At 60.9% G+C, this 19,616-nt stretch carries 19 protein-coding genes and 2 pseudogenes; 15 read left to right on the top strand and 6 right to left on the bottom strand.

The annotated features are described in order from the left end of the window. The coding region (locus Q1A36_RS20025; RefSeq protein ID WP_299847740.1) for a transporter substrate-binding domain-containing protein at nt 1-749 on the bottom strand (749 nt) is incomplete at its 3' end. A gap of 291 nt (nt 750-1,040) precedes the next feature. Further along, nucleotides 1,041-1,985 (bottom strand): LysR family transcriptional regulator, encoded by a 945-nt coding sequence (locus tag Q1A36_RS20020; RefSeq protein ID WP_299847738.1) that lies wholly within the window; start codon nt 1,983-1,985, stop codon nt 1,041-1,043. 140 nt (nt 1,986-2,125) lie between these two features. Here Q1A36_RS20020 and glyA point away from each other — a divergent pair, with 140 nt between their 5' ends. The 15 genes and pseudogenes from glyA to Q1A36_RS21505 all read left to right on the top strand — a co-directional run. Continuing rightward, entirely contained in the window at nt 2,126-3,403 is a 1,278-nt protein-coding gene (gene glyA / locus Q1A36_RS20015) for a serine hydroxymethyltransferase (RefSeq protein WP_299847736.1), read from the top strand. 136 nt (nt 3,404-3,539) lie between these two features. Further along, nucleotides 3,540-4,427 (top strand): bifunctional methylenetetrahydrofolate dehydrogenase/methenyltetrahydrofolate cyclohydrolase FolD, encoded by an 888-nt coding sequence (gene folD / locus Q1A36_RS20010; RefSeq protein ID WP_299847744.1) that lies wholly within the window; start codon nt 3,540-3,542, stop codon nt 4,425-4,427. 20 nt (nt 4,428-4,447) lie between these two features. After that, nucleotides 4,448-5,344, top strand: coding sequence for a formyltetrahydrofolate deformylase (purU, locus tag Q1A36_RS20005; RefSeq protein WP_299847734.1), 897 nt, complete (start codon nt 4,448-4,450; stop codon nt 5,342-5,344). A gap of 133 nt (nt 5,345-5,477) precedes the next feature. Beyond that, a pseudogene (locus Q1A36_RS20000) lies at nt 5,478-5,711 on the top strand (FAD-dependent oxidoreductase); the annotation flags it as partial. Nucleotides 5,712-5,716: 5 nt separating this feature from the next. After that, on the top strand, nt 5,717-7,126 hold the full coding sequence (locus Q1A36_RS19995; RefSeq protein ID WP_299847732.1) for a hypothetical protein: 1,410 nt from the start codon (nt 5,717-5,719) through the stop codon (nt 7,124-7,126). After that, nucleotides 7,098-7,907: a P-type conjugative transfer protein TrbJ gene (gene trbJ / locus Q1A36_RS19990; RefSeq protein ID WP_299847730.1), complete on the top strand. Its 810-nt coding sequence runs from the start codon at nt 7,098-7,100 to the stop codon at nt 7,905-7,907. The genes Q1A36_RS19995 and trbJ overlap by 29 nt, the downstream gene beginning before the upstream one ends. Further along, entirely contained in the window at nt 7,904-8,128 is a 225-nt protein-coding gene (gene trbK, locus Q1A36_RS19985) for an entry exclusion protein TrbK (RefSeq protein ID WP_299847728.1), read from the top strand. The genes trbJ and trbK overlap by 4 nt, the downstream gene beginning before the upstream one ends. Further along, on the top strand, nt 8,122-9,321 hold the full coding sequence (gene trbL, locus Q1A36_RS19980; RefSeq protein WP_299847726.1) for a P-type conjugative transfer protein TrbL: 1,200 nt from the start codon (nt 8,122-8,124) through the stop codon (nt 9,319-9,321). Before trbK ends, trbL begins: the two co-directional genes overlap by 7 nt. A gap of 15 nt (nt 9,322-9,336) precedes the next feature. Then, a complete protein-coding gene (locus Q1A36_RS19975) occupies nt 9,337-9,999 on the top strand; it encodes a conjugal transfer protein TrbF (protein WP_299847724.1) in 663 nt (220 codons plus the stop codon). A gap of 44 nt (nt 10,000-10,043) precedes the next feature. After that, nucleotides 10,044-10,865, top strand: coding sequence for a P-type conjugative transfer protein TrbG (gene trbG / locus Q1A36_RS19970; RefSeq protein WP_299847722.1), 822 nt, complete (start codon nt 10,044-10,046; stop codon nt 10,863-10,865). Continuing rightward, entirely contained in the window at nt 10,865-11,326 is a 462-nt protein-coding gene (trbH, locus tag Q1A36_RS19965) for a conjugal transfer protein TrbH (protein WP_299847721.1), read from the top strand. The genes trbG and trbH overlap by 1 nt, the downstream gene beginning before the upstream one ends. A gap of 11 nt (nt 11,327-11,337) precedes the next feature. After that, a complete protein-coding gene (gene trbI, locus Q1A36_RS19960; RefSeq protein WP_299847720.1) occupies nt 11,338-12,666 on the top strand; it encodes an IncP-type conjugal transfer protein TrbI in 1,329 nt (442 codons plus the stop codon). A 270-nt stretch (nt 12,667-12,936) separates the two neighbouring features. Then, nucleotides 12,937-13,725: an IclR family transcriptional regulator gene (locus Q1A36_RS19955; RefSeq protein ID WP_299847718.1), complete on the top strand. Its 789-nt coding sequence runs from the start codon at nt 12,937-12,939 to the stop codon at nt 13,723-13,725. Between the two features lie 249 nt (nt 13,726-13,974). Further along, nucleotides 13,975-15,141 carry an aminotransferase class V-fold PLP-dependent enzyme gene (locus tag Q1A36_RS19950; protein WP_299847716.1) on the top strand — a complete coding sequence of 389 codons (1,167 nt, stop codon included), beginning with the start codon at nt 13,975-13,977 and terminating at the stop codon, nt 15,139-15,141. Between the two features lie 49 nt (nt 15,142-15,190). Beyond that, nucleotides 15,191-15,850, top strand: a pseudogene (locus tag Q1A36_RS21505) (amino acid ABC transporter substrate-binding protein); the annotation flags it as partial. A gap of 42 nt (nt 15,851-15,892) precedes the next feature. On the opposite strand, the gene Q1A36_RS21500 reads toward Q1A36_RS21505, so the two are convergent. From Q1A36_RS21500 to Q1A36_RS19930, 4 genes are all read right to left on the bottom strand, one after another. Further along, nucleotides 15,893-16,369, bottom strand: coding sequence for a transposase (locus tag Q1A36_RS21500; RefSeq protein ID WP_366141614.1), 477 nt, complete (start codon nt 16,367-16,369; stop codon nt 15,893-15,895). Nucleotides 16,370-16,499: 130 nt separating this feature from the next. Next, the gene (locus tag Q1A36_RS19940; RefSeq protein ID WP_299847712.1) at nt 16,500-17,576 is read right to left on the bottom strand and encodes an IS5 family transposase; all 1,077 of its coding nucleotides are present in this window, start codon (nt 17,574-17,576) and stop codon (nt 16,500-16,502) included. Nucleotides 17,577-18,191: 615 nt separating this feature from the next. Further along, nucleotides 18,192-18,923, bottom strand: coding sequence for a recombinase family protein (locus Q1A36_RS19935; protein ID WP_299847742.1), 732 nt, complete (start codon nt 18,921-18,923; stop codon nt 18,192-18,194). Between the two features lie 172 nt (nt 18,924-19,095). After that, a partial coding sequence (locus tag Q1A36_RS19930) for a LysR substrate-binding domain-containing protein (RefSeq protein WP_299847710.1) occupies nt 19,096-19,616 on the bottom strand: 521 nt, incomplete at its 5' end.

Genomic DNA, 19,616 nt, shown 5'->3' with positions numbered 1-19,616 from the left:
AAAATTGCGGCCTGTTTCGCCTGAATATCTACGAGCCCCTGGCCTTTCCGGCCAGAGAAACTTAACGTGACAACACCGTCGAGCGTGTCGGCCAGAATCAGGTAGTCGGCTGGCTTCGGCGAATTGCCTGCCCAAGCCGCGAGCGCCGACTTGTCCGTGCTCATGGCGTTGCACCGGCCGGCGTTCAGCGCGGCAAACAGCTTTTCGAGGTTCTCGTAGGTGAGGACCTTGGAGTTCTTCCAGCCACGCGCCTTGAAAGCGCTGGTGAGAACAGTTTCGGTTACGGAGCCCTGCGTCGTGCAGAAGGTGGCGCCATCGAGATCGTCGAACTTGGTCACGCCGGATTCGGTCTTCACCATGATGCCCGTGCCGTCGTAGAAATTGATCGGCAGGAAATCGATGGCGATTGAGGACTCCCGCGCCGGCTTGATCGTGGTGTGGGCAAAAACGACGTCGACCTGGTTGGTCAGGACTGCGTCGAAGCGGCTCTTGTCGGTAACCGTGACGAACTTGACCTTGGAGGCATCGCCGAGAACCGCCGCCGCGACGGCCTTGCAGAAATCGACGTCGAGACCCTCCATTTGCCCGGTCGTCGTATTGAGATAACCGAAGCCTGGCGCCGTATTGTCCGTGCCGCAGTTCAGCGTGCCACGCTCCTTGACCGTATCGAGTACGGAGGCCGAAGCCTGGCTCGCAACGAGAGCGAGACCAGCAAAGGCGCCGGCCATCAGTAACTTTGTGAATTTCATCGCATTCCCCTGTTCTATCGCGAGTGCCTACGTGGATACGAAGGACGGCCGTTCTTGCCGAGATGTGAATGGGCGATAGGGCAACAGCGGCTCTTGCCGTTCTGAAGCTGATGTTCCCGCCGTTAGCCTAAGGTCGCTGCGACTGCTCGATCAGCGTGCCCATATCAATCGACGGGGGAACGATAGGAACGTAATTTGTTCAGGTCTACTTAATTCTGCTTTACGTACCATTTGGAAAATCTGTTTGTTTTCCCGGTACCGAATTGCATAGACCGCTGCCGTAGCATCGTTTCAGATGTTTGCGCCCCCTGGAGTATCGTCAAGATTAGAGGGAGGACGGCGCTTCGCACCAACCCGCTCGTTGACCTTACCGATGAAGGCCTGCACGGCTGGACTTTTCTTTTCACCTTTTCGAAACGCAAGAGAGATCTTGCGCCGGATCTCCGGCACAAGCTTGCAAACCCAAACATCTTCAAGATCATAACTCGCTCGTAGACCAGGCAAAATGGAGATCCCATATCCTTCCCGAATTAGCGCGATTGTCACCTCGAAACCCTTGCAACGAGCAACGATGTTTGGCGTGAAGCCCGCTTCCTGGCAGGCATCGGAAATCATGCGGTTATAGGTCGATGAGGCCGTATCGAGAGCCCACCGTTCGTCTCTAAGCTGGTGCAGCATGGCGGTTGGCTGATTGGCGAGTGGATGCGTCTGGGAGACCATCACATTGAAGACGTCCTCCATCAGCGGAATTGTCTCGATGTTCGGATCCAACGCGCCCGATGGGACATTGAGATCGTCGATAATCGCTAGATCGGTCTGCCAACTGCGAAGGGCCGCCAGGCTCTCCGCTGGTTCCATTTCGTCGAACTGTATAGTCAATCGTGGATGGAGCCGGTGAAGGTCGTGGATCGCGCCCGCAACCAATGCCGCGGCAACGGACGGAAATGCAGCGACACGCAACTCTCCGGCAATGACCTTCTTCAGTTCCGCGATATCTGCTCGCGCCGATTCTAGTTCCACCAGAATGCGCTCGGCCCGCTCGACAAGCTGTTTTCCGGCAGGCGTCAGCTCGACCCCACGACCGCGACGCTCGATCAGGTCTATGCCCGCCTCCTCTTCAAGTAGGGCGATTTGCTGCGACACCGCCGATGGCGAAACGTAAAGAGCTTCCGCCACGGCAGCCATCGTCTTTCTTATCGACAGCTCTCTCAGTGCGCGCAGACGAGCGAAGTCCATCACAAACCCTCCATTTAGATGACTGCGAAATCATTAGCAGATCAGAACGAATGGGCAAATATTATTAACTTTTTCTGGAACGAATGCACGGCTAGCATTTCCCGGAAACATCAATCCGCGCTATCTCCGGGAGACAGGTCATGACCCAACAAACGAACGCCCATTTCAATGCGCCCGTGCACGAATGCGACCCGATCGTCGCACAGGCGCTCGACAATGAACGCGCCCGCCAGCAGAACCAGATCGAACTGATCGCCTCGGAAAACATCGTCAGCCGTGCCGTTCTCGACGCGCTCGGGCATGAAATGACCAATAAGACGCTTGAGGGCTATCCGGGCAACCGTTTTCACGGCGGCGGCCAGTTCGTCGATGTCGTCGAGCAGGCGGCGATCGACCGCGCTAAGGAGCTCTTCGGCTGCGCCTATGCGAATGTCCAGCCGCATTCCGGCACCCAGGCGAACCTTGCCGTCTTCTTCCTCCTGATGAAGCCGGGCGAAAAAGTCCTGTCGCTCGACCTCGCCGCCGGCGGTCATCTCTCGCATGGTATGAAGGGCAACCTCTCGGGCCGCTGGTTCGAGGCGCACAACTACAATGTAAACCCGCAGAACGAAGTCATCGATTATGACGAGATGGAGCGCATCGCGGAAGAAGTCCGCCCGAAGCTCGTAATCACCGGCGGCTCGGCCTATCCGCGCGAGCTCGACTTCGAGCGCATGGCAAAAATCGCAAAGAAGGTAGGCGCCTATTTCATGGTCGACATGGCGCATATCGCCGGGCTGGTCGCCGGCGGCGCCCATCCCTCCCCGTTCCCGCATGCGGATATCGTCACCTGCACGACCACGAAGACGCTTCGCGGCCCGCGCGGCGGTCTCATCCTCACCAATAACGAGGAATGGTTCAAGAAGCTGCAGGCCGCCGTTTTTCCCGGCGTGCAGGGATCGCTGCATAGCAACGTGCTCGCGGCCAAGGCGATCTGCTTGGGCGAGGCACTGCGCGACGATTTCAAGACCTATGCGCATCAGGTAAAAGCGAATGCAAAGGTGCTTGCCGAGACGCTGGCCAATCGCGGTATCCGTATCGTTTCCGGTGGCACCGACACGCATATCGTGCTGCTCGACCTCTCCAGCAAGGGCCTCAACGGCAAGCAGGTCGAAGACGTGCTGGCGCGCGGCAACATCACTTCAAACAAGAACCCCATCCCGGGCGATAGCCCTCGTCCCGCTGAATGGGTGGGCATGCGCCTCGGCACCTCGGCCGCGACGACACGCGGCCTGAAGGAAGAAGAATTCAGGGTGCTAGGTAACGTCGTCGCCGACCTTATCGAGGCGGAAGCTGCAGGCAATGCGGACGGCGTCGTCGAGGGTGCCAAGGCGACGGTGGCCAGGCTTACGGCAACCTTCCCGGTCTACGGCCGATAAGATCCGCGTCACCACTGCATATTCAATGAAGTGCCACGCCATGACATGGCGTGGCGCCTCCGTGGAGAAGAACAACAATTTCGGGCGCAGTCCAGCGTTCCGCACTCCGGGCGCCGAGAAAGGGATGGATATGGGAATGGACAGGGTCGCCGTTGGTGCCATCATTGACGGCAAGCAATTTGCCGCCGGATTGCTTGCTGATATCAAGCTCGAGGTCGAGAGTCTGAAAGAGAAGACCGGCAAGACTCCGGGTCTCGCCGTCGTTCTCGTCGGCGCCGATCCGGCGAGCGCAGTCTATGTCGGTTCGAAGCATCGTCAGACGATCGCGGCCGGCATGCAGTCCTTCAAGTACGAGCTCCCCGCCGATACTTCTCAGGACGAGCTAATGGCGCTGATCGATAGGCTGAACGTCGATCCGGAAGTCCACGGGATTCTCGTCCAGTTGCCTCTCCCCGCCCATCTCGACACCCATGCGGTCATCCAGGAAATCAACCCCGATAAGGACGTGGATGGCTTCCATGTTTCCAATGCCGGTCGCCTCTCGACCGGCCAGCCGGCGCTGGTCCCCTGCACGCCGGTTGGTTGCCTGATGCTGCTGAAGGACCGGCTCGGCTCCGACCTCTCGGGTCTGCATGCCGTCGTCATCGGCAAATCGAATATCGTCGGCAAGCCGATGGCACAGCTCCTCCTTGCCGAGAACTGCACCGTCACCGTCGTCCATTCCCGTACTAAGAACACCCCGGAGCTTTGTCGGGCCGCGGATATTCTCGTCGTCGCGGCCGGGCGGCCCGGCCTCGTGCGCGGCGACTGGATCAAGCCGGGCGCTGTTGTCATCGACGTCGGCATCAACCGCATCGAGGCGGACGGCAAATCGCGCATTGTCGGCGATGTTGCTTTCGACGAAGCCGGACACGCCGCGGCCATCACGCCCGTCCCGGGCGGTGTTGGCCCCATGACGATCGCGTGCCTTCTCTCCAATACGCTGACGGCCTTCTGCCGCCAGCATTCCGTCACGATCGACTGATCGACCCGAAAGGATCGCCAATGTCCGCTCTTTCCAACCGCTATGCCCTGCGCGTTGCCTGCCCTTCCATCCGGGGCGTGACCGCCGCCATCGCGACCTATCTTTCCGCCAACGGCTGCAACATCTCCGACAGCGCCCAGTTCGACGACAAGAGCACCGGCCGTTACTTCATGCGCGTCAGCTTCCAGTCCGAGGAAGGCCGTACGCTGGAGGACCTGCGCGCGGGCTTTGCCGAGATCGCCGTGACCTATGCGGCAGACGCCGAATTCTTCGACGAGACCGCCAAGCGCAAGGTCATTCTCATGGTCTCGCGCTTCGGCCATTGTCTCAACGACTTGCTCTATCGCTGGCGCATCGGCGCACTGCCGATCGACATCGTCGGCGTCATCTCCAACCATACGGACTATCAGAAGCTCGTCGTGAACCACGATATTCCCTTCCATCACATCAAGGTGACGAAGGATAACAAGCCGGAAGCCGAAGCCGAGCAGATGCGGATCGTCGAGGAGGCCGGCGCGGAACTGATCGTGCTCGCGCGCTACATGCAGGTCCTTTCCGACGAGATGTGCAGGAAGATGTCCGGCCGGATCATCAATATCCACCATTCCTTCTTGCCCTCCTTCAAGGGTGCAAACCCTTACAAGCAGGCTTTCGAGCGCGGCGTGAAGCTGATCGGCGCGACCTCGCATTACGTGACCGCCGACCTCGACGAAGGCCCGATCATCGAACAGGACACGGTGCGCGTCACCCACGCGCAGAGCGCCGACGATTATGTGAGCCTCGGCCGCGACGTGGAGAGCCAGGTGCTCGCCCGTGCCATCCACGCCCATATCCATGGTCGCGTGTTCATCAATGGCAACAAGACCATCGTCTTCCCACCGTCGCCGGGTTCCTACGTTTCCGAGCGTATGGGATAGACCTCATAGTCTCATAGGGTGGCTTCGCGCCCATCCCCTGCCAGGCGGCTCCTGGTTTCCAGGAGCCGCCTTCCCCCTGACAAACCAAATCGCTTCGCGCACGCGCCTATCCTTTTGATAGTCGAGGAAAATCATGAAAGTCATCGTTCTCGGCGCCGGCATCATTGGTGTGACCTCTGCCTATCAGCTTGCCAAGGCAGGTCATGACGTCACCGTGATCGACCGCCAGCCCGGCCCGGCGCTGGAGACCAGCTTCGCCAATGCCGGCGAGGTCTCCTTTGGCTATTGCTCGCCCTGGGCTGCGCCCGGCATTCCCATGAAGGCGATGAAGTGGCTGTTCATGCAGCACGCGCCGCTGATCCTACGGAGCAGGTGCGTCTTCAGGAAAAGTGCGAGGCGATCCGCCGGCTGATCCAGGCCGAGGGGTTCGGCGCGCGGATCGAGACGCTGAACGCCACAGACGCCTTCATCGGAAGCCTGCCTGGCGTCTCCTATGCCAATATCCGCGAGCCGCTGATCAACACGCGCAATCTCGCCGACCTGATACCGTTGAACTCGGTGTGGTCGGGAAGCCCGAAGGCGCCGTGCCCCTTCTACCCACCCGGGGCCCCACCGCTGATGCAGGTCGCGAGCGGCTCGACACCCTTCCGGCTGAACCTGCATGTCGACGATGTCGGACACACGCTGGTGTTCGGACCGACCGGCTCCGGCAAGTCGACGCTGCTCGCGCTCATCGCCGCGCAATTCCGGCGTTACGCAGGCGCGCAGGTGTTTGCCTTCGACAAGGGGCGCTCGATGTTGCCGCTGACGCTTGGCCTCGGCGGCGATCATTACGAGATCGGCGGCGATCCTACCGATGGTGCGTCCGGAAGCGGGGAGGGGAGGGGGCTCGCCTTCTGCCCGCTGGCCGAACTCTCCAGCGAAGGGGATCGTGCCTGGGCGAGCGAATGGATCGAGACGCTGGTTACGCTCCAGGGCGTGACCGTCACGCCCGACTATCGCAACGCGGTCTCCCGGCAGATCGCGCTGATGGCGCAATCCCGCGGCCGCTCGCTTTCGGATTTCGTTTCGGGCGTCCAGATGCGCGAGATCAAGGATGCGCTGCATCACTACACGGTCGATGGGCCGATGGGACAGCTTCTCGACGCCGAGGAGGACGGCCTGTCGTTCGGCGCCTTCCAATGCTTCGAGGTCGAGGGACTCATGAACATGGGCGAGCGCAACCTCGTGCCCGTGCTCACCTATCTGTTCCGCCGGATCGAGAAACGCCTGACTGGGGCACCGAGCCTCATTGTGCTCGACGAAGCCTGGCTGATGCTCGGGCATCCGACCTTCCGCGACAAGATCCGGGAGTGGCTCAAGGTGCTTCGCAAGACGAACTGCGCCGTCGTGCTCGCAACCCAGTCGATCTCGGACGCAGAGCGCTCGGGCATCATCGATGTGCTGAAGGAGAGTTGCCCGACGAAAATCTGCCTTCCGAATGGCGCAGCGCGCGAGCCGGGCACGCGCGAGTTCTACGAGCGGATCGGCTTCAACGCACGACAGATCGAAATCGTCGCGACGGCCCTGCCGAAGCGGGAATATTACGTCGCTTCGCCGGAGGGCCGGCGGCTGTTCGACATGGCGCTTGGACCCGTGGCGCTCTCCTTCGTCGGCGCTTCCGGCAAGGAAGACCTGAAGCGGATTCGCGCGCTTCACTCAGAACATGGGGCCGGCTGGCCTCTCGAATGGCTCCAACAACGAGGGATTGTCGATGCCGAAACGCTTCTATCCGCCATGTGAGGCGGCACGCGCCGCTGTCATCGCAGCGAGCATTCTCACGCTTTCGCTGCCGATGCCCGTTCACGCCGGCGGGGCGACGGGGCAGGCGACCGAATGGACGCAGCTTGCGAACAATGCCGAGCTTGTCAGCTTGGTCGGCAAGTCGGCCGAGCAGGTGAACAACCAGATCACCCAGATTTCGCAGCTGGCCGAGCAGATCCAGAACCAGCTCAACATCTACAAGAATATGCTCCAGAACACCGCTCAGCTTCCCAATCACGTCTGGGGGCAGGTCGAGAACGACCTGAAGAACCTGCAGAACGTCGTCGCCCAGGGGCAGGGCGTCGCCTTCTCCATGGGCAACATCGACGACGTGCTGAAGCACCGCTTCCAGAGCTTCGCCGAGATGAAGAGCAATCTGCCGGATGGAGCGAGCTTTTCCTCGACCTACCAGGGCTGGTCGACGACCAATCGCGACACGATCGCTGGGACGCTCAAAGCCGCGAACCTGACGGCCGACCAGTTCTCAAGTGAGGAATCCACCATGTCGTCGCTGCGCTCGATGTCGGAATCGGCCGACGGGCAGATGAAGGCGCTGCAGGTCGGGCACGAGATCGCCGCGCAGGAAGTGGCGCAGATGCAAAAGCTGCGGGGACTGGTGTCCCAGCAGATGACGATGATGGGAACCTGGTATCAGTCAGAGCAGGCGCAGAAGGACCTCGCCCAGGCGCGGCGGGAAAGGTTTTTCAGCGCGCCCCAGAATGACATCCGCGGCGGCCAGACGATGGAGCCGCGCTGGTGAGCCGCTTTGTCATCATAGCCGTGATCATTGTCGGCGTTACTGCGGCGAGCGTCGCGGCCTGGATGTTCCTGCCGGTCGTACCGCAGGATGACACCGCTGTTACGCCAACAGCCGCGCAGCCCGAAACGGACGCCGAACGACGGGAGCACCGGACACGGTTCTTCGGCGGCGACCCTGAGCGCGACGTCCGTGGCGGACAGGAAATGAGGCCGCGATGGTAATTGTACGCCCGTCGCGGGTCCTCGAGGTCGTTTTCATCGTTATCGCCATCTTCCTTCTTGCGAGTGCCCCGGCACTGGCCCAGCAAGGCACGGTTCTCACCACGCTCGAAAACTCCGTCGTCACCGCCGCCAAGGGCTGGGAGACGACGGTCATGAATGCGGCGCGGTCCCTGTTCTGGATACTCGCCGGCATCGAAATCGGCATCGCCGCGGTCTGGCTCGCCATCAATGCGGCGAGCCTTGACGCGTGGTTCGCCGAGTTGGTGCGGCGGATCATGTTCATCGGCCTGTTCGCGTTCATCCTCGACCAAGGGCCTTCCTTCGCCAAGGCGATCGTCGACAGCCTGTTCCAGCTCGGCGCCGGCGGCGGCTCAGCGTCCCCGGCAAACATCTTCGACGCGGGAATCCGGGTGGCCTCCAAAATGTCGGAACAGGTGCAGTTTGGACTGTTCGAGGACAACGCGCTCGCCATCGCCGCGGTGTTCGCGATGGTCGTCGTGGTCGTGTCGTTCTCGCTCGTGGCGGCGATCTTCGTCGCGGTGATGGTCGAGATGTATGTCGGCCTCCTTGCCGGAATGATCATGCTTGGCCTCGGTGGTTCGTCCTTCACCAAGGATTTCGCGGTCCGCTACCTGGTCTACGCCTTCAGTGTCGGGATGAAGCTGATGGGGTTGGTGATGATCGCCAAGATCGGCTCGGACATCCTGCTTGGCCTTGCCGAGGCACCGACGGCGACCTCTGACCAGTTCATCACGACGCTGGCGATCGGCGGAATCTCGGTGGTCGTGTTCGTGATCGCGATGTACGTCCCGCCGATCCTGCAGGGTGTTGTCCAGGGCGCGTCGATCGCAGGCGGCATGGAAGCCATTCGGCATGGCGCGCAGGCAGCGACCTTCGCAGCCGGGGGCGCGTTTCTCGGCGCGAGCGCCGCGGCGAAAGGGACGCAGACCGCGAGCACGGCTCGGGCAGGCGGCTCATCCCTGATGGGGGCAGCTTTGCGCGGCATGGCCTCCGGTATCGGCAGCGCGGGAAAGGCCACGGCCTCCGCCGCCAAGGACAAGGCGATCGCCTCACCGGGCGCTTATGCCGGTTCGCTGCTGGGGCTGGCCAACGCAAAGCTCGACGACAGCCGCCGGTCCCATGGGCGATCATCCTCCAACCCTGTGCCGCCGGCAATCCAGGACAAGAAATAAGGAGACCGTTCGGTAATGGCGACAGGCAACGCCCCCGAAAATCCCTATCTTGCCGCACGGCAGGAGTGGAACGAGCGCTATGGCTCATACGTGAAGGCCGCGGCCGGTTGGCGGATCGTCGGCATCACCGGCATGGTCATGGCTGTCATCGGCTTTTCCTACGCGCTCTTCCAGAGCACGCAGGTCAAGCTCGTTCCCTATATCGTGGAAGTCGACAAGCTCGGCACGGCTTCGAGCGCGGGTTTCCCGGAGCAGATCGAATATGCCGATCCGCGCGTCGTCAGGGCGACGCTTGCAAGTTTCGTGTCGAATTTCCGGAGCGTCACGCCGGATGCGGTGGTGCAGAAGCAATACATCGACCGAACCTACGCGCACTTGAGAACCTCCGATCCGGCGACCGAGAAGGTGAACGCCTGGTTCCAGTCTTCGTCACCGTTCGAGAAGGCGAAGACGGCGACGGTCGCCATCGAGGTCAACAACATCGTGGCGCTGTCGAACCAGAGCTACCAGATCGACTGGACCGAATTCGAGCGCGACCGCAAAGGTAAGGAAACCGCCGTCCGGCGGTTCCGCGGCATCGCAACCGTCACGCTCACGCCTCCGCAGGACGAGGCCATTCTCCGTTTCAACCCGATCGGCCTTTATCTCCGCGATTTCGACTGGACGGCCCAGCTCTGAGAGGCATGCACACGAACATGAGAAGCAGACTATCACCATCGCGGGTGGCCGCGCCCGTCGCGATCGCATTGGCGATCCAGCTTGCAACTTTAGGCGAAGTACCGCGGGCGTTCGCGCAAGGCCTGTCGGCGAACGAAGCCAAGGGAACTGGAATTTCGGGTCGCTGGCGGGGAAGCCGCGGCCTGGTCACGAAAGGCCCGGACGGAAAGGTTGTCTTTCTCTACGGCGAGATCCAGCCCTCTGTCGTGTGCTCGCCGCTTCAGGTTTGCGATATCGAGCTCCAGGCCGGCGAGGTCGTGCGCGACGTGCTGGTGGGCGACACCGTGCGTTGGAAGGTCGAGCCCGCGACTTCGGGGGCGGCCGGCGGCCAGGCGGTGCACCTCATCGTCAAGCCTTCGGAGCCGGGCCTTGTGACCTCGATGGTCGTGACCACCTCGCGCCGCACCTACCACATCCAGCTCAAGTCGCATCAGACGCAATATATGGCGAGGGTAGGCTTCGAGTTTACAGAGGACGTCTCCGCAAAACTCGCCGACGTCAACGCTCGCATGGAAGCGAGCACGATCCCCGGCGCCGGGGTGCCGGCCGAGCAGTTGCAATTCGGCTACTCGATTTCGGGAAGGGCCAGGTGGCGGCCGAGCCGTGTCTACAGCGACGGTGTCAAAACCTACATCCAGTTTCCGCGCTCTATCTCCGGTCAGGACGCGCCGGTGCTCTTCGTCGTCTCCGGTGGCCAGAACCGTATCGTCAATTATCGGATGAAGAACGACATGATGATCGTCGACTACAACGTCGACAAGGCGGTACTCGTCTCCGGCGTCGGCTGGAAGCAGGAGAAGGTCACGATCCGGCGGGGAGGATGGTGATGAGAATCTTTGACCTCCGCCCCGGCCGCAGCCTCGGCCTTGCCATTGGGCTCGCCCTTCTCCTTTCCGGTTGCCAGAGCCTGGGTCCGGGTGGCCTGGTCGCCAGCAATGCTCCGGGGGACATTTCCGGAGCGGCCGCCACGGCAATCGCGACCGACATGGTGAGCCGCCTTGCCGAACATGTCGGACCGGCGACCGGAACCATCGCGCTGAAACAGGACGGCTCGCCGTTCGGGCAGGCCATGGAGTCGGCGCTGAAGGGTTGGGGCTACGCCGTGGTCACCGACCAAGAGACCGACGGCGGCACGGCAGTCATCCCGCTCGCCTATGTGGTCGAGCCGTTCGAGGGTCAGGTACTCGCGCGGCTATCGACCAAAGGGGTGGAGATCGGCCGCGCCTATTCCGTGACAGGGCAAGGAGCGTCGCCGGCAAGCCCGCTTTCCGTGATGCGGCGCGGGTAGGGGAGGGGACGATGGTGCAATCCCTCAAACTTGGCGGCGCGCCCAACGAAAGCGCCGAGGCCGGTATCCGGCGGGTCAATCGGCTGCCGATCATCATCGTGATCGTGCTGGTCATCGCATTTCTCGGCGTCATCTTCTATGGCCTCACCACGCGCGGACTGCTGGTCCGCCAGGACACTGGACCGGGGGAGGGTTCCGGCAATCCGGCATCGACTTTCGCCGACCAGCTCAAGCGCGGCGTCGGCGACGCGATCATCGGCGAACCACAGCAAACGACGACGCTTCAGCCAACCCCTGTCGAGACGAATGAGAAAAGCGCGACCAACCCGTTCACGCCGCAACCCGAGCGTCGAGAGGCGGTGCAGCCAGCCCAGGAGCTGGAGCCTGAAAAGGTGTGGCGAGCCCGCCTGAAGCGGGAGCAGGATGAGCAATATCTGCGCGAGTTGCAACGACAGCGGATGGCTCGGCTTCAGGCGAATGACGCGGCATATGACGCGCCGATCACCGTCGACCACGGCAGATTCGAGGGCCGGGGAGGCGACATGCCCAACACCGCTGCCACGACAACCGCCGGGATATCGCCATCGCTAACCGGCGGGGCATCGGACCTCTACGCGGCTGCGCTGCGTGCGGGTCTGGGCGGCGCCAATGCCGACCCCAATGGCCAGCGCGAGAAGGAGGATTTCTTCAATTCCGACCTGACGGAGGTGGGTTATTTGCCGAACCGTGTCGTGCCACAGCAGTCGCCTTACGAACTGAAGCGGGGTTCGGTCATCCCGGCGACGCTGATTACCGGTATCAACTCCGATCTGCCGGGGCGGATCACCGCTCAGGTCAGCCAAAATGTCTTCGATTCAGCCACAGGCCATCGCCTCCTGATCCCGCAAGGAACGAAGCTGTTCGGCCGCTACGACAGCAAGGTTTCGTTTGGCCAAAGTCGGGTGCTCGTCGTTTGGACGGATATCATCTTCCCGAACGGCTCGACACTTCAGATCGGCGGCATGGCGGGGACCGATGCCCAGGGGTATGGCGGCTTCCGCGATAAAGCGAACAACCACTATTGGAGAACATTCGGGTCAGCGGCGCTCATCGCGCTAATTGGAACAGGGATTGACGCATCCATGCCGGAGAGTTCGACGCTTGCCACGCAGGATACGGCGTCCGATGCGGCAAGACGGAATTTCGCGGAGAGCTTTGGCCGCGTCGCAGAACAAACGATCAGTCGGAATCTCAACGTTCAGCCGACGCTGGAAATCCGGCCGGGATACAAATTCAACGTCCTGGTTGATCAGGACATTGTATTTCCCGGACCCCACAGTTCGCGGCAGCATGCCAAATAGAGTTCCGAGGGGGTACTTTTCAGCCACCGTTTAGAAGCGAAAAAACCAATCACGAATTGGCATGAAGCCATCTCGCCCAGGGACCCGTGGTCTGTTCATGAAGCAGTAGCATTACAAACGGCGAAGCGGGTCAGCTCGATTACTCTGCGGCAGCGGCGATTTGATCAGAGTTCTATATTGGAATCTCAGCAAGAAATCGCATAGATTACTTCGATCAAAATTCGAACTAAATTGTTCCGATATTCGGAATGGATTGTGAGGTGTCGCGTCATGACCGTTCATGGGAGCCAAGATGGGCCACTCGATCGTGCGTTCTCTATCCTGGAGTTTGTGGCCGGGCAGTTGAAGGCGGTCACCGTCGCTGAGATTGGCAAAAACCTCGATCTCCCATTGCCAACTGCGCATCGCCTGGTGGGGAACCTAGAGGCGCGAGGATTGGTTCAGCGCGCGCCGGGCACCAAGCGATATGTCGTCGGAAACGCGCTCGTTTTGCTAGCTGGCAAAACCATCGGCTCGGCCTTTCGCACGGCGCGACGCCACGCTGTGCTGCAGAGCGTTGCCGCCGAGATCGGCGAGCAGTGTGAAATCGGCATCGTCCGAAACAACGTCGTGGCCTATGTCGACAGCGTCCGCGCCACCACCCCCCAAGCACTTCAGTTCGACCCTGGCAGCAGCGCGCCGCTCTACTGCACCTCGACTGGCAAGATCTACATGAGCCTGCTGCCGGCGAAGGCGCGTGAAAAGCTCGTGCGCTCGTTCCACATGGAGCAGCACACGGACCGGACGATCACCGATCCGGTCGAACTCCTCACTGTACTTGAGCAGACGCGAACGGACGGATGGGCGAGAACCAACGAGGAATTCGTAAAGGGCGTCGTTGGATGCGCTGTTCCCATTCTCGCGCCTGACGGCACCCTCATTGCTTGCTTGGGCGTATCCGTCCCAGCCGCCCGCGTGAGTTTTGAGGAATTGGAGCGGTTCCGTGATCCTCTGGCCCGTGCCGCAAAGCTATTGTCTGAGACAATTCTTCAGGCGGACAGCGACTCCCCGGAAGTATGACGATCTTCAAGCCTTTTATTGCCGACTGGCAAATTATCATTTTTCGGAATGAAATATACTCATTAAACGAAATCGATATGGACGCCCGCGATTTCTCGCATATCATTTAGACATCGCTGCAAGGCAATGAGTTCCGCAGCGCATGGCTGCTGATTTCTGAGAACAGGATTTCGAGCCATCCGCGATGGATGGGGACGACGCGCTTCGGCTCGCGGCGAATGCCGCCGGCTGTTCAAACCGGAGAGAATGATGACGCACCACTATGACGTCGAGGCAATCAGGAAGCTGTTTCCTGCCGTCGAGAAGATGACCTACCTCGATTCTGGTTTCCAGACGCCCATGTCGCGGCCGGTGAGGGACGCTCTAGAAACTTTCATCAGGGAAGGCTTCGAGACCGCCGGTCCGAAATCGGTCTGGCTCGATCGCTTGGAAGAGACCCGCGCCAAGGTGGCCGCCTTCCTGAATACAGCTCCGCAAGAGATCGCCTTCACCAAGAACACCTCCGAGGCGATGAACATCGCCGCCAATGCCCTGCCGCTCAAGGCCGGCGACAACGTCCTGATGATCCACGGCGATCATCCCAACAACGCCTACGCCTTCCTCAATCTCAAGAAGAAGGGTGTGGAGATTCGTGTGATCCCCATGACGGAAACCATCGACGCCGAGAGTTTCCGTCCGCACATCGACGCCAATACCAAGGCGATCTCGATGTCGCATGTCACCTTCCACGCCGGCCATCGCTTCGATATCGAAAGCGTTGGCCAACTCTGCAAGGAAAAGAACCTCTATTACATTCTCGACATTATGCAGGCCGTCGGCGTCGTGCCGATCGATGCCAAAAAGGTCGGGGCCACCTTCATCGGCTCCGGAACGCACAAGGGGCTTCTCGTCCCGCAGGGCCTCGGACTTCTCTACTGGGATCGCACGCGCACCGAGCTGGAGCCGGCCTATCTGGCCGCGATCAGCCTCGAGCGCCCGCCGGCGGACTTCATCGCGCGCCCGGACGACATGGCTCCGGCGCTGACCGCCGGCCGGTTCGAACTCGGCAACTTCAATCTGCCGGCGATCCAGGCGCTCGGCGCGGCCCTCGATCTGATCAATTCGGTCGGTATCGAGAAGATCGGCGCCCATTGCTTCGATCTCGGCGATCGCCTCATCGCGGGTTTGGACAAGCTCGGCGTCAAGCTGGTCGGCCCGCGCGAGCGGGAGCATCGCGCACCGCACATCTATGTCGCGGCACTGCCCGCGGACAATTGGCTCGGCTACTTCGCTTCGAAGGAGGTCCGCGTCTCGCCCGAGCGCGACGGTATCCGCATCTCGCTCGGCATGTTCAACACTGAGGCCGACGTCGACCGCTTCCTGAAGGTGGTCAAGGAGCGCGGTGCGGTGTCCGACCAGCCGACGAAAGCCGCCTGAGCATTGACGGACCACGCGGACAACCGCGTGGTCCCAACAAAAACAAGAAATGAACTGTGAACTTCATCAAAAAACCAGAGGGTTTCCCATGTCCAAGATTTTCGCATTCCTCTCCGCGACCGCGATGACGGTCCTGTCCGTCTCCGCCGCGCATGCCGGCGAGACGCTCGCGGTCAATCTCGTCGCGGTCAATTCGTCCAATCGCATCCCGCTCATCCAGAACGGCACGATCGATATCGAATGTGGCGGCACCTCCAGCAGCAAGAAGCGCCTCGAGCAGGTGATGTTCAGCGTCTCGACCTTTGCAAGCCAGCCGGCCTGGCTGACCATGTCTGCAAGCGGCCTGAAGTCGGCCGCCGATATCAAGGGCAAGACCGTGGTTGTGACGCAGGGCTCGAACGCGGTCGCCATTGCACAGGGCATCTCGCAGAAGGACGACCTCGGCCTCAACGTCGTCCAGGCGAGGGACCATGCCGAATCCTTCCTCATGCTGACCTCCGGCCGCGCCGCCGCCTTCATGGAGGACGATATCCTTCTGGCGGGCCTCAAGGCGCAGTACGCCAAGCCCGACGACCTGTCCTTCCTCTCCGACCAGTATGACAAGACCTATTACGGCCTGATGTTCTCCAAGGATGACCCGGAGTTCAAGCAGACGGTCGACGGCGTGCTTTCGAAGCTGATGGCCTCCGGCGATTTCAACAAGATCTATGACAAGTGGTTCGTCTCGCCGATCCCGCCGAAACACATCAACCTAAACTTCCCGCTGAATCATGGTGGCCAGCGGAGGAATGGCTGGGTGCGATGTGCAGATCCCCAGCCGGTCGCCGAGATAGTGCCAGAACGACAGGCCGAGCTTCTGGCATGTCTTCGAAAGGCCCAGCATGCTATCTCGCGCCTGCAGCCCGTTGTGGCTGACCGTGCCTCCGGAAATCTTGCGCTTGATGACAAAGCCGCGCAGATCCCTCTCCGACGCATTGGTGTGGAGCGGGGTTTCGAGCCGCTCAAGAACCCGCAGCAGTTCCGGCTTGCGGCGCCTCAACCGAAACAGCAATCTGTTGAGATCGTCATAGCCGGTTCGGATGGAGAAAATGCGGTCGAAGCGAACCTGCAGACCCAGGGCTGCACGGGGATCAGGCCTTCGCCGATAGGCTTTCAGCGCCTTGTAGAAGTGCCAGATCAGATCCCGCAGGGTTTCGACGTGCTTCACCTGACCGGGTGTGGCCGGCATCAGCTGGAGAGATCGAAGAACTGGCTGTTTGGGGTTCGCTGTCTTGTTTTCCAATGACAATCGGTTTCGGTGGCGACTTTCTTTGACTGACGTCAGGCCGCAAGGGTGCGCATCATGCATGATGCGCACGTCAAGTCGCGCTAATCCGTTCGAGGTAGATGAAGCGGCGGATGTTGTAGACGAGATTGGCGAGGCCGATCTTCATCTCTGCGCGTTTGATTCCGACAGTGCGGATGAAGAGCCCCATTCGGGATTTCTGGTCGGCGAAGACGTGCTCGACACGGGAGCGGATCACGGACTTCCCGGCATTGGCACGCCGGGTTGGCGCAGGCATCTCCCGGTGCGGCGGTTTCTTGTGGTGGACCTTCGAGACGAAGCCGTTCTTGTCCATGAAGGCCTCGTTCGCGGCTGAGCGGTATGCGGTATCCGCCCAGACAGAGGAGCCAGTGTTGCTGCGATCCAGCAAGCCCTCGCGTAGCCTGGCCCCGTCATGCGCGCTCGCGTCCGTCGCCTTCCAGCGCCGGATCAGCCGGAAGCGACGATCGATGGAGATGTGGTTTTTGTAGCCGAAGGCCGGAATGGCGAGATCGACGGCCGGTATCGTGCCATCCTCCTGCGGCTTGGCCTTGGTGAACTTGACCGTCCAGCGCGCGTCGCGGTCCTTGTGGCGAAGCTTCGCAGGCTTGTCCTTCCAGGCTTCCGGTATCTTCCCCGCCTTGATGTCGGCTTTCTCCGCCTTCGTATTGCGCTGGCGCGGCGCGGCCACCAGCGAGGCATCGACAATCTGGCCGGACATCGGGATATAGCCGCCGTCACGCAGCATCGCATCGAAGCGCTCGAACAGCGGGCCGATCGCGCCGGCCTTCGTCAGCCGCTCCCGGAACAGCCAGATCGTCTTGGCGTCCGGCACCCGATCCGACAGGCCAAGACCAAGAAAGCGCATGAAGGAAAGACGGTCGTTGATCAGATACTCCGTGCGCTCGTCCGACAGCGTGTTGATTGTCTGGATCACCAGGATCTTGAACATCATCACCGGGTCGAAGGGCGGTCGGCCACCACGGGTGCCGTCACTGTAGGAAAGAGAAGCCTCCAGTTCAGGGCGGAACAACTCGAAATCGACGGCCCGCGAGAACGCTTCCAACTGATCGCCGAGCCCGCTCAGTCGAGCCAGACGCTCATCAATGTCGAAGAAACCCGGATGATCCATGTCTAATCCCCCAAAACGCCAAAACGAATGGAATCACGGACACGCATTCAAAACCAGAGGTTTTTAGAACCCTCCACCTTTCCAGGTACCGTTGCTCGAGCGCATTGGGTTTCCATGGAACTCGATTTCTCGAGGATTGGTTGAGCTAAAGCGCGCCGCTACAGGATCTATCTGGGCTTCCAGCCAATGCGTTTGGCGCTCGAATATGCTAAAGCCGGCAAGGATAAAAGAAGTCGGAGCTTGGATCATGCGAGTGACCAGACTCGTCGAGATATAGTAGATGCAACGAATCCCCCTGAAACGAAAAAGCGGACCGCATGCGGCCCGCTCGAATTCGGTAAGCCGAGTGAAACAATCGTTCAACGCACCGACGGATCAGCGCTCTCGACTACGCTCAATATACATCGGTTGCGCGTCGGCTTTTCAAGAGGCGGCTCCGCATGGCTCACAATCGCAAACGTCCAGCATTCGCGGCTTCACGTCGTCTGTGAGGCCCGTTGATAAGAAGGATGGTGGTCGATCGTACGGCGATGCTGAAGCTGGAGACCGCCTGCAGGTTTCGGATTCGCTGTTGAAGAGCCTGCAGAGGCCGAAATCGCGATGACTGTGGCGATGTTACCCGGTGAGAGGAGCTGTTGTATCGCTGGCACTGGCGATCAGTGCCGATCGGCGGGCACGGTCGATGAGGTTCTTCACGGACGAGGGCGACCATTTGGAGCCGCCGCGTGGGGTGCGCTCGTGCAACCGTTCGAGTTGGGTCGCGATTTCTCGAAGCGTCAGGTTCGGGTTCGACGAATGGATACCTGCGACCAGTGTCATCAACCGATCCTCGGGCAGGCGGGGAGGGGATTTGCGGAGCAATGCGGCATCGGCCATCCGCTCCGCGACCATCCATTTCAAGGCGCGGCGAAGACGCTCCGGCGTCCAGTCGAGACCGCGTTGGTTCAATACGCGGGCGATGTCGTCCCAGGTGTGATCCGGCCGCATGCGCCGAACGGTAGGAAGCCATTGATTGGCCGTTGCCCGCACGCGTTCTCCGTAGGCCGTTCTTTGCGCTGCGGTCATCTCAGCCAGCGCCTCGGGACGCCGCTCCCGCATGCCGGGATTGACGGGCAGCTTTCCCTTGGATTTGGCCGCCTTGATGCCGGCCATTGTTCGTTGGGAGATCAGTGCTCGTTCGAGCTGCGCAACGGTGCCGAGCACCTGAATAGAGAACATTCCCTGCGGCGTCGACGTGGCGATCGGATCTTGCAGCGACCGAAAGTGCGCGTTCTTCGCGGTTAGATCCTCTATGACCTCGAGCAGATGGCTGACGGATCGCGCCAAGCGATCGAGCCGTACGACTATGAGTCACCGGCGTTGGTCTCTCGGAGCAGCTTGGACAGGCCGGTCGGGCGCGAGACGCGCCGGATCCGTGTTCCTGAACGATAACGTCGCAGCCGCATGAGCGGAGCTCGATCTCTTGGGCTTCTATTGGGGACGGTGAGCCGGTTGAGTAGTCGCTTGCTAGCCGATGCTTCTAAGGCGTTCGAGCACCTCGCCCACTTGCCTCGGTCTGGACGACGGCGCTCTTCATGGGCTCGCCCTCTGCAAACATCGCAACTCTAAGATGTCTTGCAAACGCAATCGCCATCTCCGAGCGTTCCTTAAAGCGTGGCCAAAGAAGGTAGATATGAAATGGCACCCCAGGGGCGAAAGGGCGTACCGCGAGGACCTTGCGTGCAGCAAATTCCTGGGCCGTAAACGGATCGACAATCGATACGCCCGCGCCCCCGGCAACGAACGAGCATGCGACCTCGGAAAGCGGCGTTTCGATCACCAGTTTCCGTGCGACCGTCGCGGTTTCAAAGACCTGGTCAATCAGATGCCGAAATCGATCCTCCCATCCAAGCGATATGAAACGCTCATCGGTAAGATCGGCCGCCGAAATTGACTTTCTAGTCACGAGACGATGGCCCAGTGGGATGATGTCCCGCGGCGTGGTGTAGCTTACGACGGGCCTCGCGCTCACCGGCGGGCCGAGCTTGTCAGTCGCGCTGC

Source organism: uncultured Paracoccus sp., from assembly GCF_947487305.1.
In the GTDB taxonomy this organism is placed as follows: domain Bacteria; phylum Pseudomonadota; class Alphaproteobacteria; order Rhodobacterales; family Rhodobacteraceae; genus Paracoccus.
This window is presented reverse-complemented; position numbering and strand designations above follow the sequence as displayed.

Coding starts and splice junctions, on each gene's coding strand:
- Q1A36_RS21500 (WP_366141614.1), bottom strand. CDS start 16,369: ATGCCGGCCACACCCGGTCAGGTGAAGCACGTCGAAACCCTGCGGGAT.
- Q1A36_RS19975 (WP_299847724.1), top strand. CDS start 9,337: ATGGCGACAGGCAACGCCCCCGAAAATCCCTATCTTGCCGCACGGCAG.
- glyA (WP_299847736.1), top strand. CDS start 2,126: ATGACCCAACAAACGAACGCCCATTTCAATGCGCCCGTGCACGAATGC.
- Q1A36_RS20020 (WP_299847738.1), bottom strand. CDS start 1,985: ATGGACTTCGCTCGTCTGCGCGCACTGAGAGAGCTGTCGATAAGAAAG.
- folD (WP_299847744.1), top strand. CDS start 3,540: ATGGACAGGGTCGCCGTTGGTGCCATCATTGACGGCAAGCAATTTGCC.
- Q1A36_RS19950 (WP_299847716.1), top strand. CDS start 13,975: ATGACGCACCACTATGACGTCGAGGCAATCAGGAAGCTGTTTCCTGCC.
- purU (WP_299847734.1), top strand. CDS start 4,448: ATGTCCGCTCTTTCCAACCGCTATGCCCTGCGCGTTGCCTGCCCTTCC.
- trbJ (WP_299847730.1), top strand. CDS start 7,098: ATGCCGAAACGCTTCTATCCGCCATGTGAGGCGGCACGCGCCGCTGTC.
- Q1A36_RS19955 (WP_299847718.1), top strand. CDS start 12,937: ATGACCGTTCATGGGAGCCAAGATGGGCCACTCGATCGTGCGTTCTCT.
- trbI (WP_299847720.1), top strand. CDS start 11,338: ATGGTGCAATCCCTCAAACTTGGCGGCGCGCCCAACGAAAGCGCCGAG.
- trbL (WP_299847726.1), top strand. CDS start 8,122: ATGGTAATTGTACGCCCGTCGCGGGTCCTCGAGGTCGTTTTCATCGTT.
- trbH (WP_299847721.1), top strand. CDS start 10,865: ATGAGAATCTTTGACCTCCGCCCCGGCCGCAGCCTCGGCCTTGCCATT.
- Q1A36_RS19940 (WP_299847712.1), bottom strand. CDS start 17,576: ATGGATCATCCGGGTTTCTTCGACATTGATGAGCGTCTGGCTCGACTG.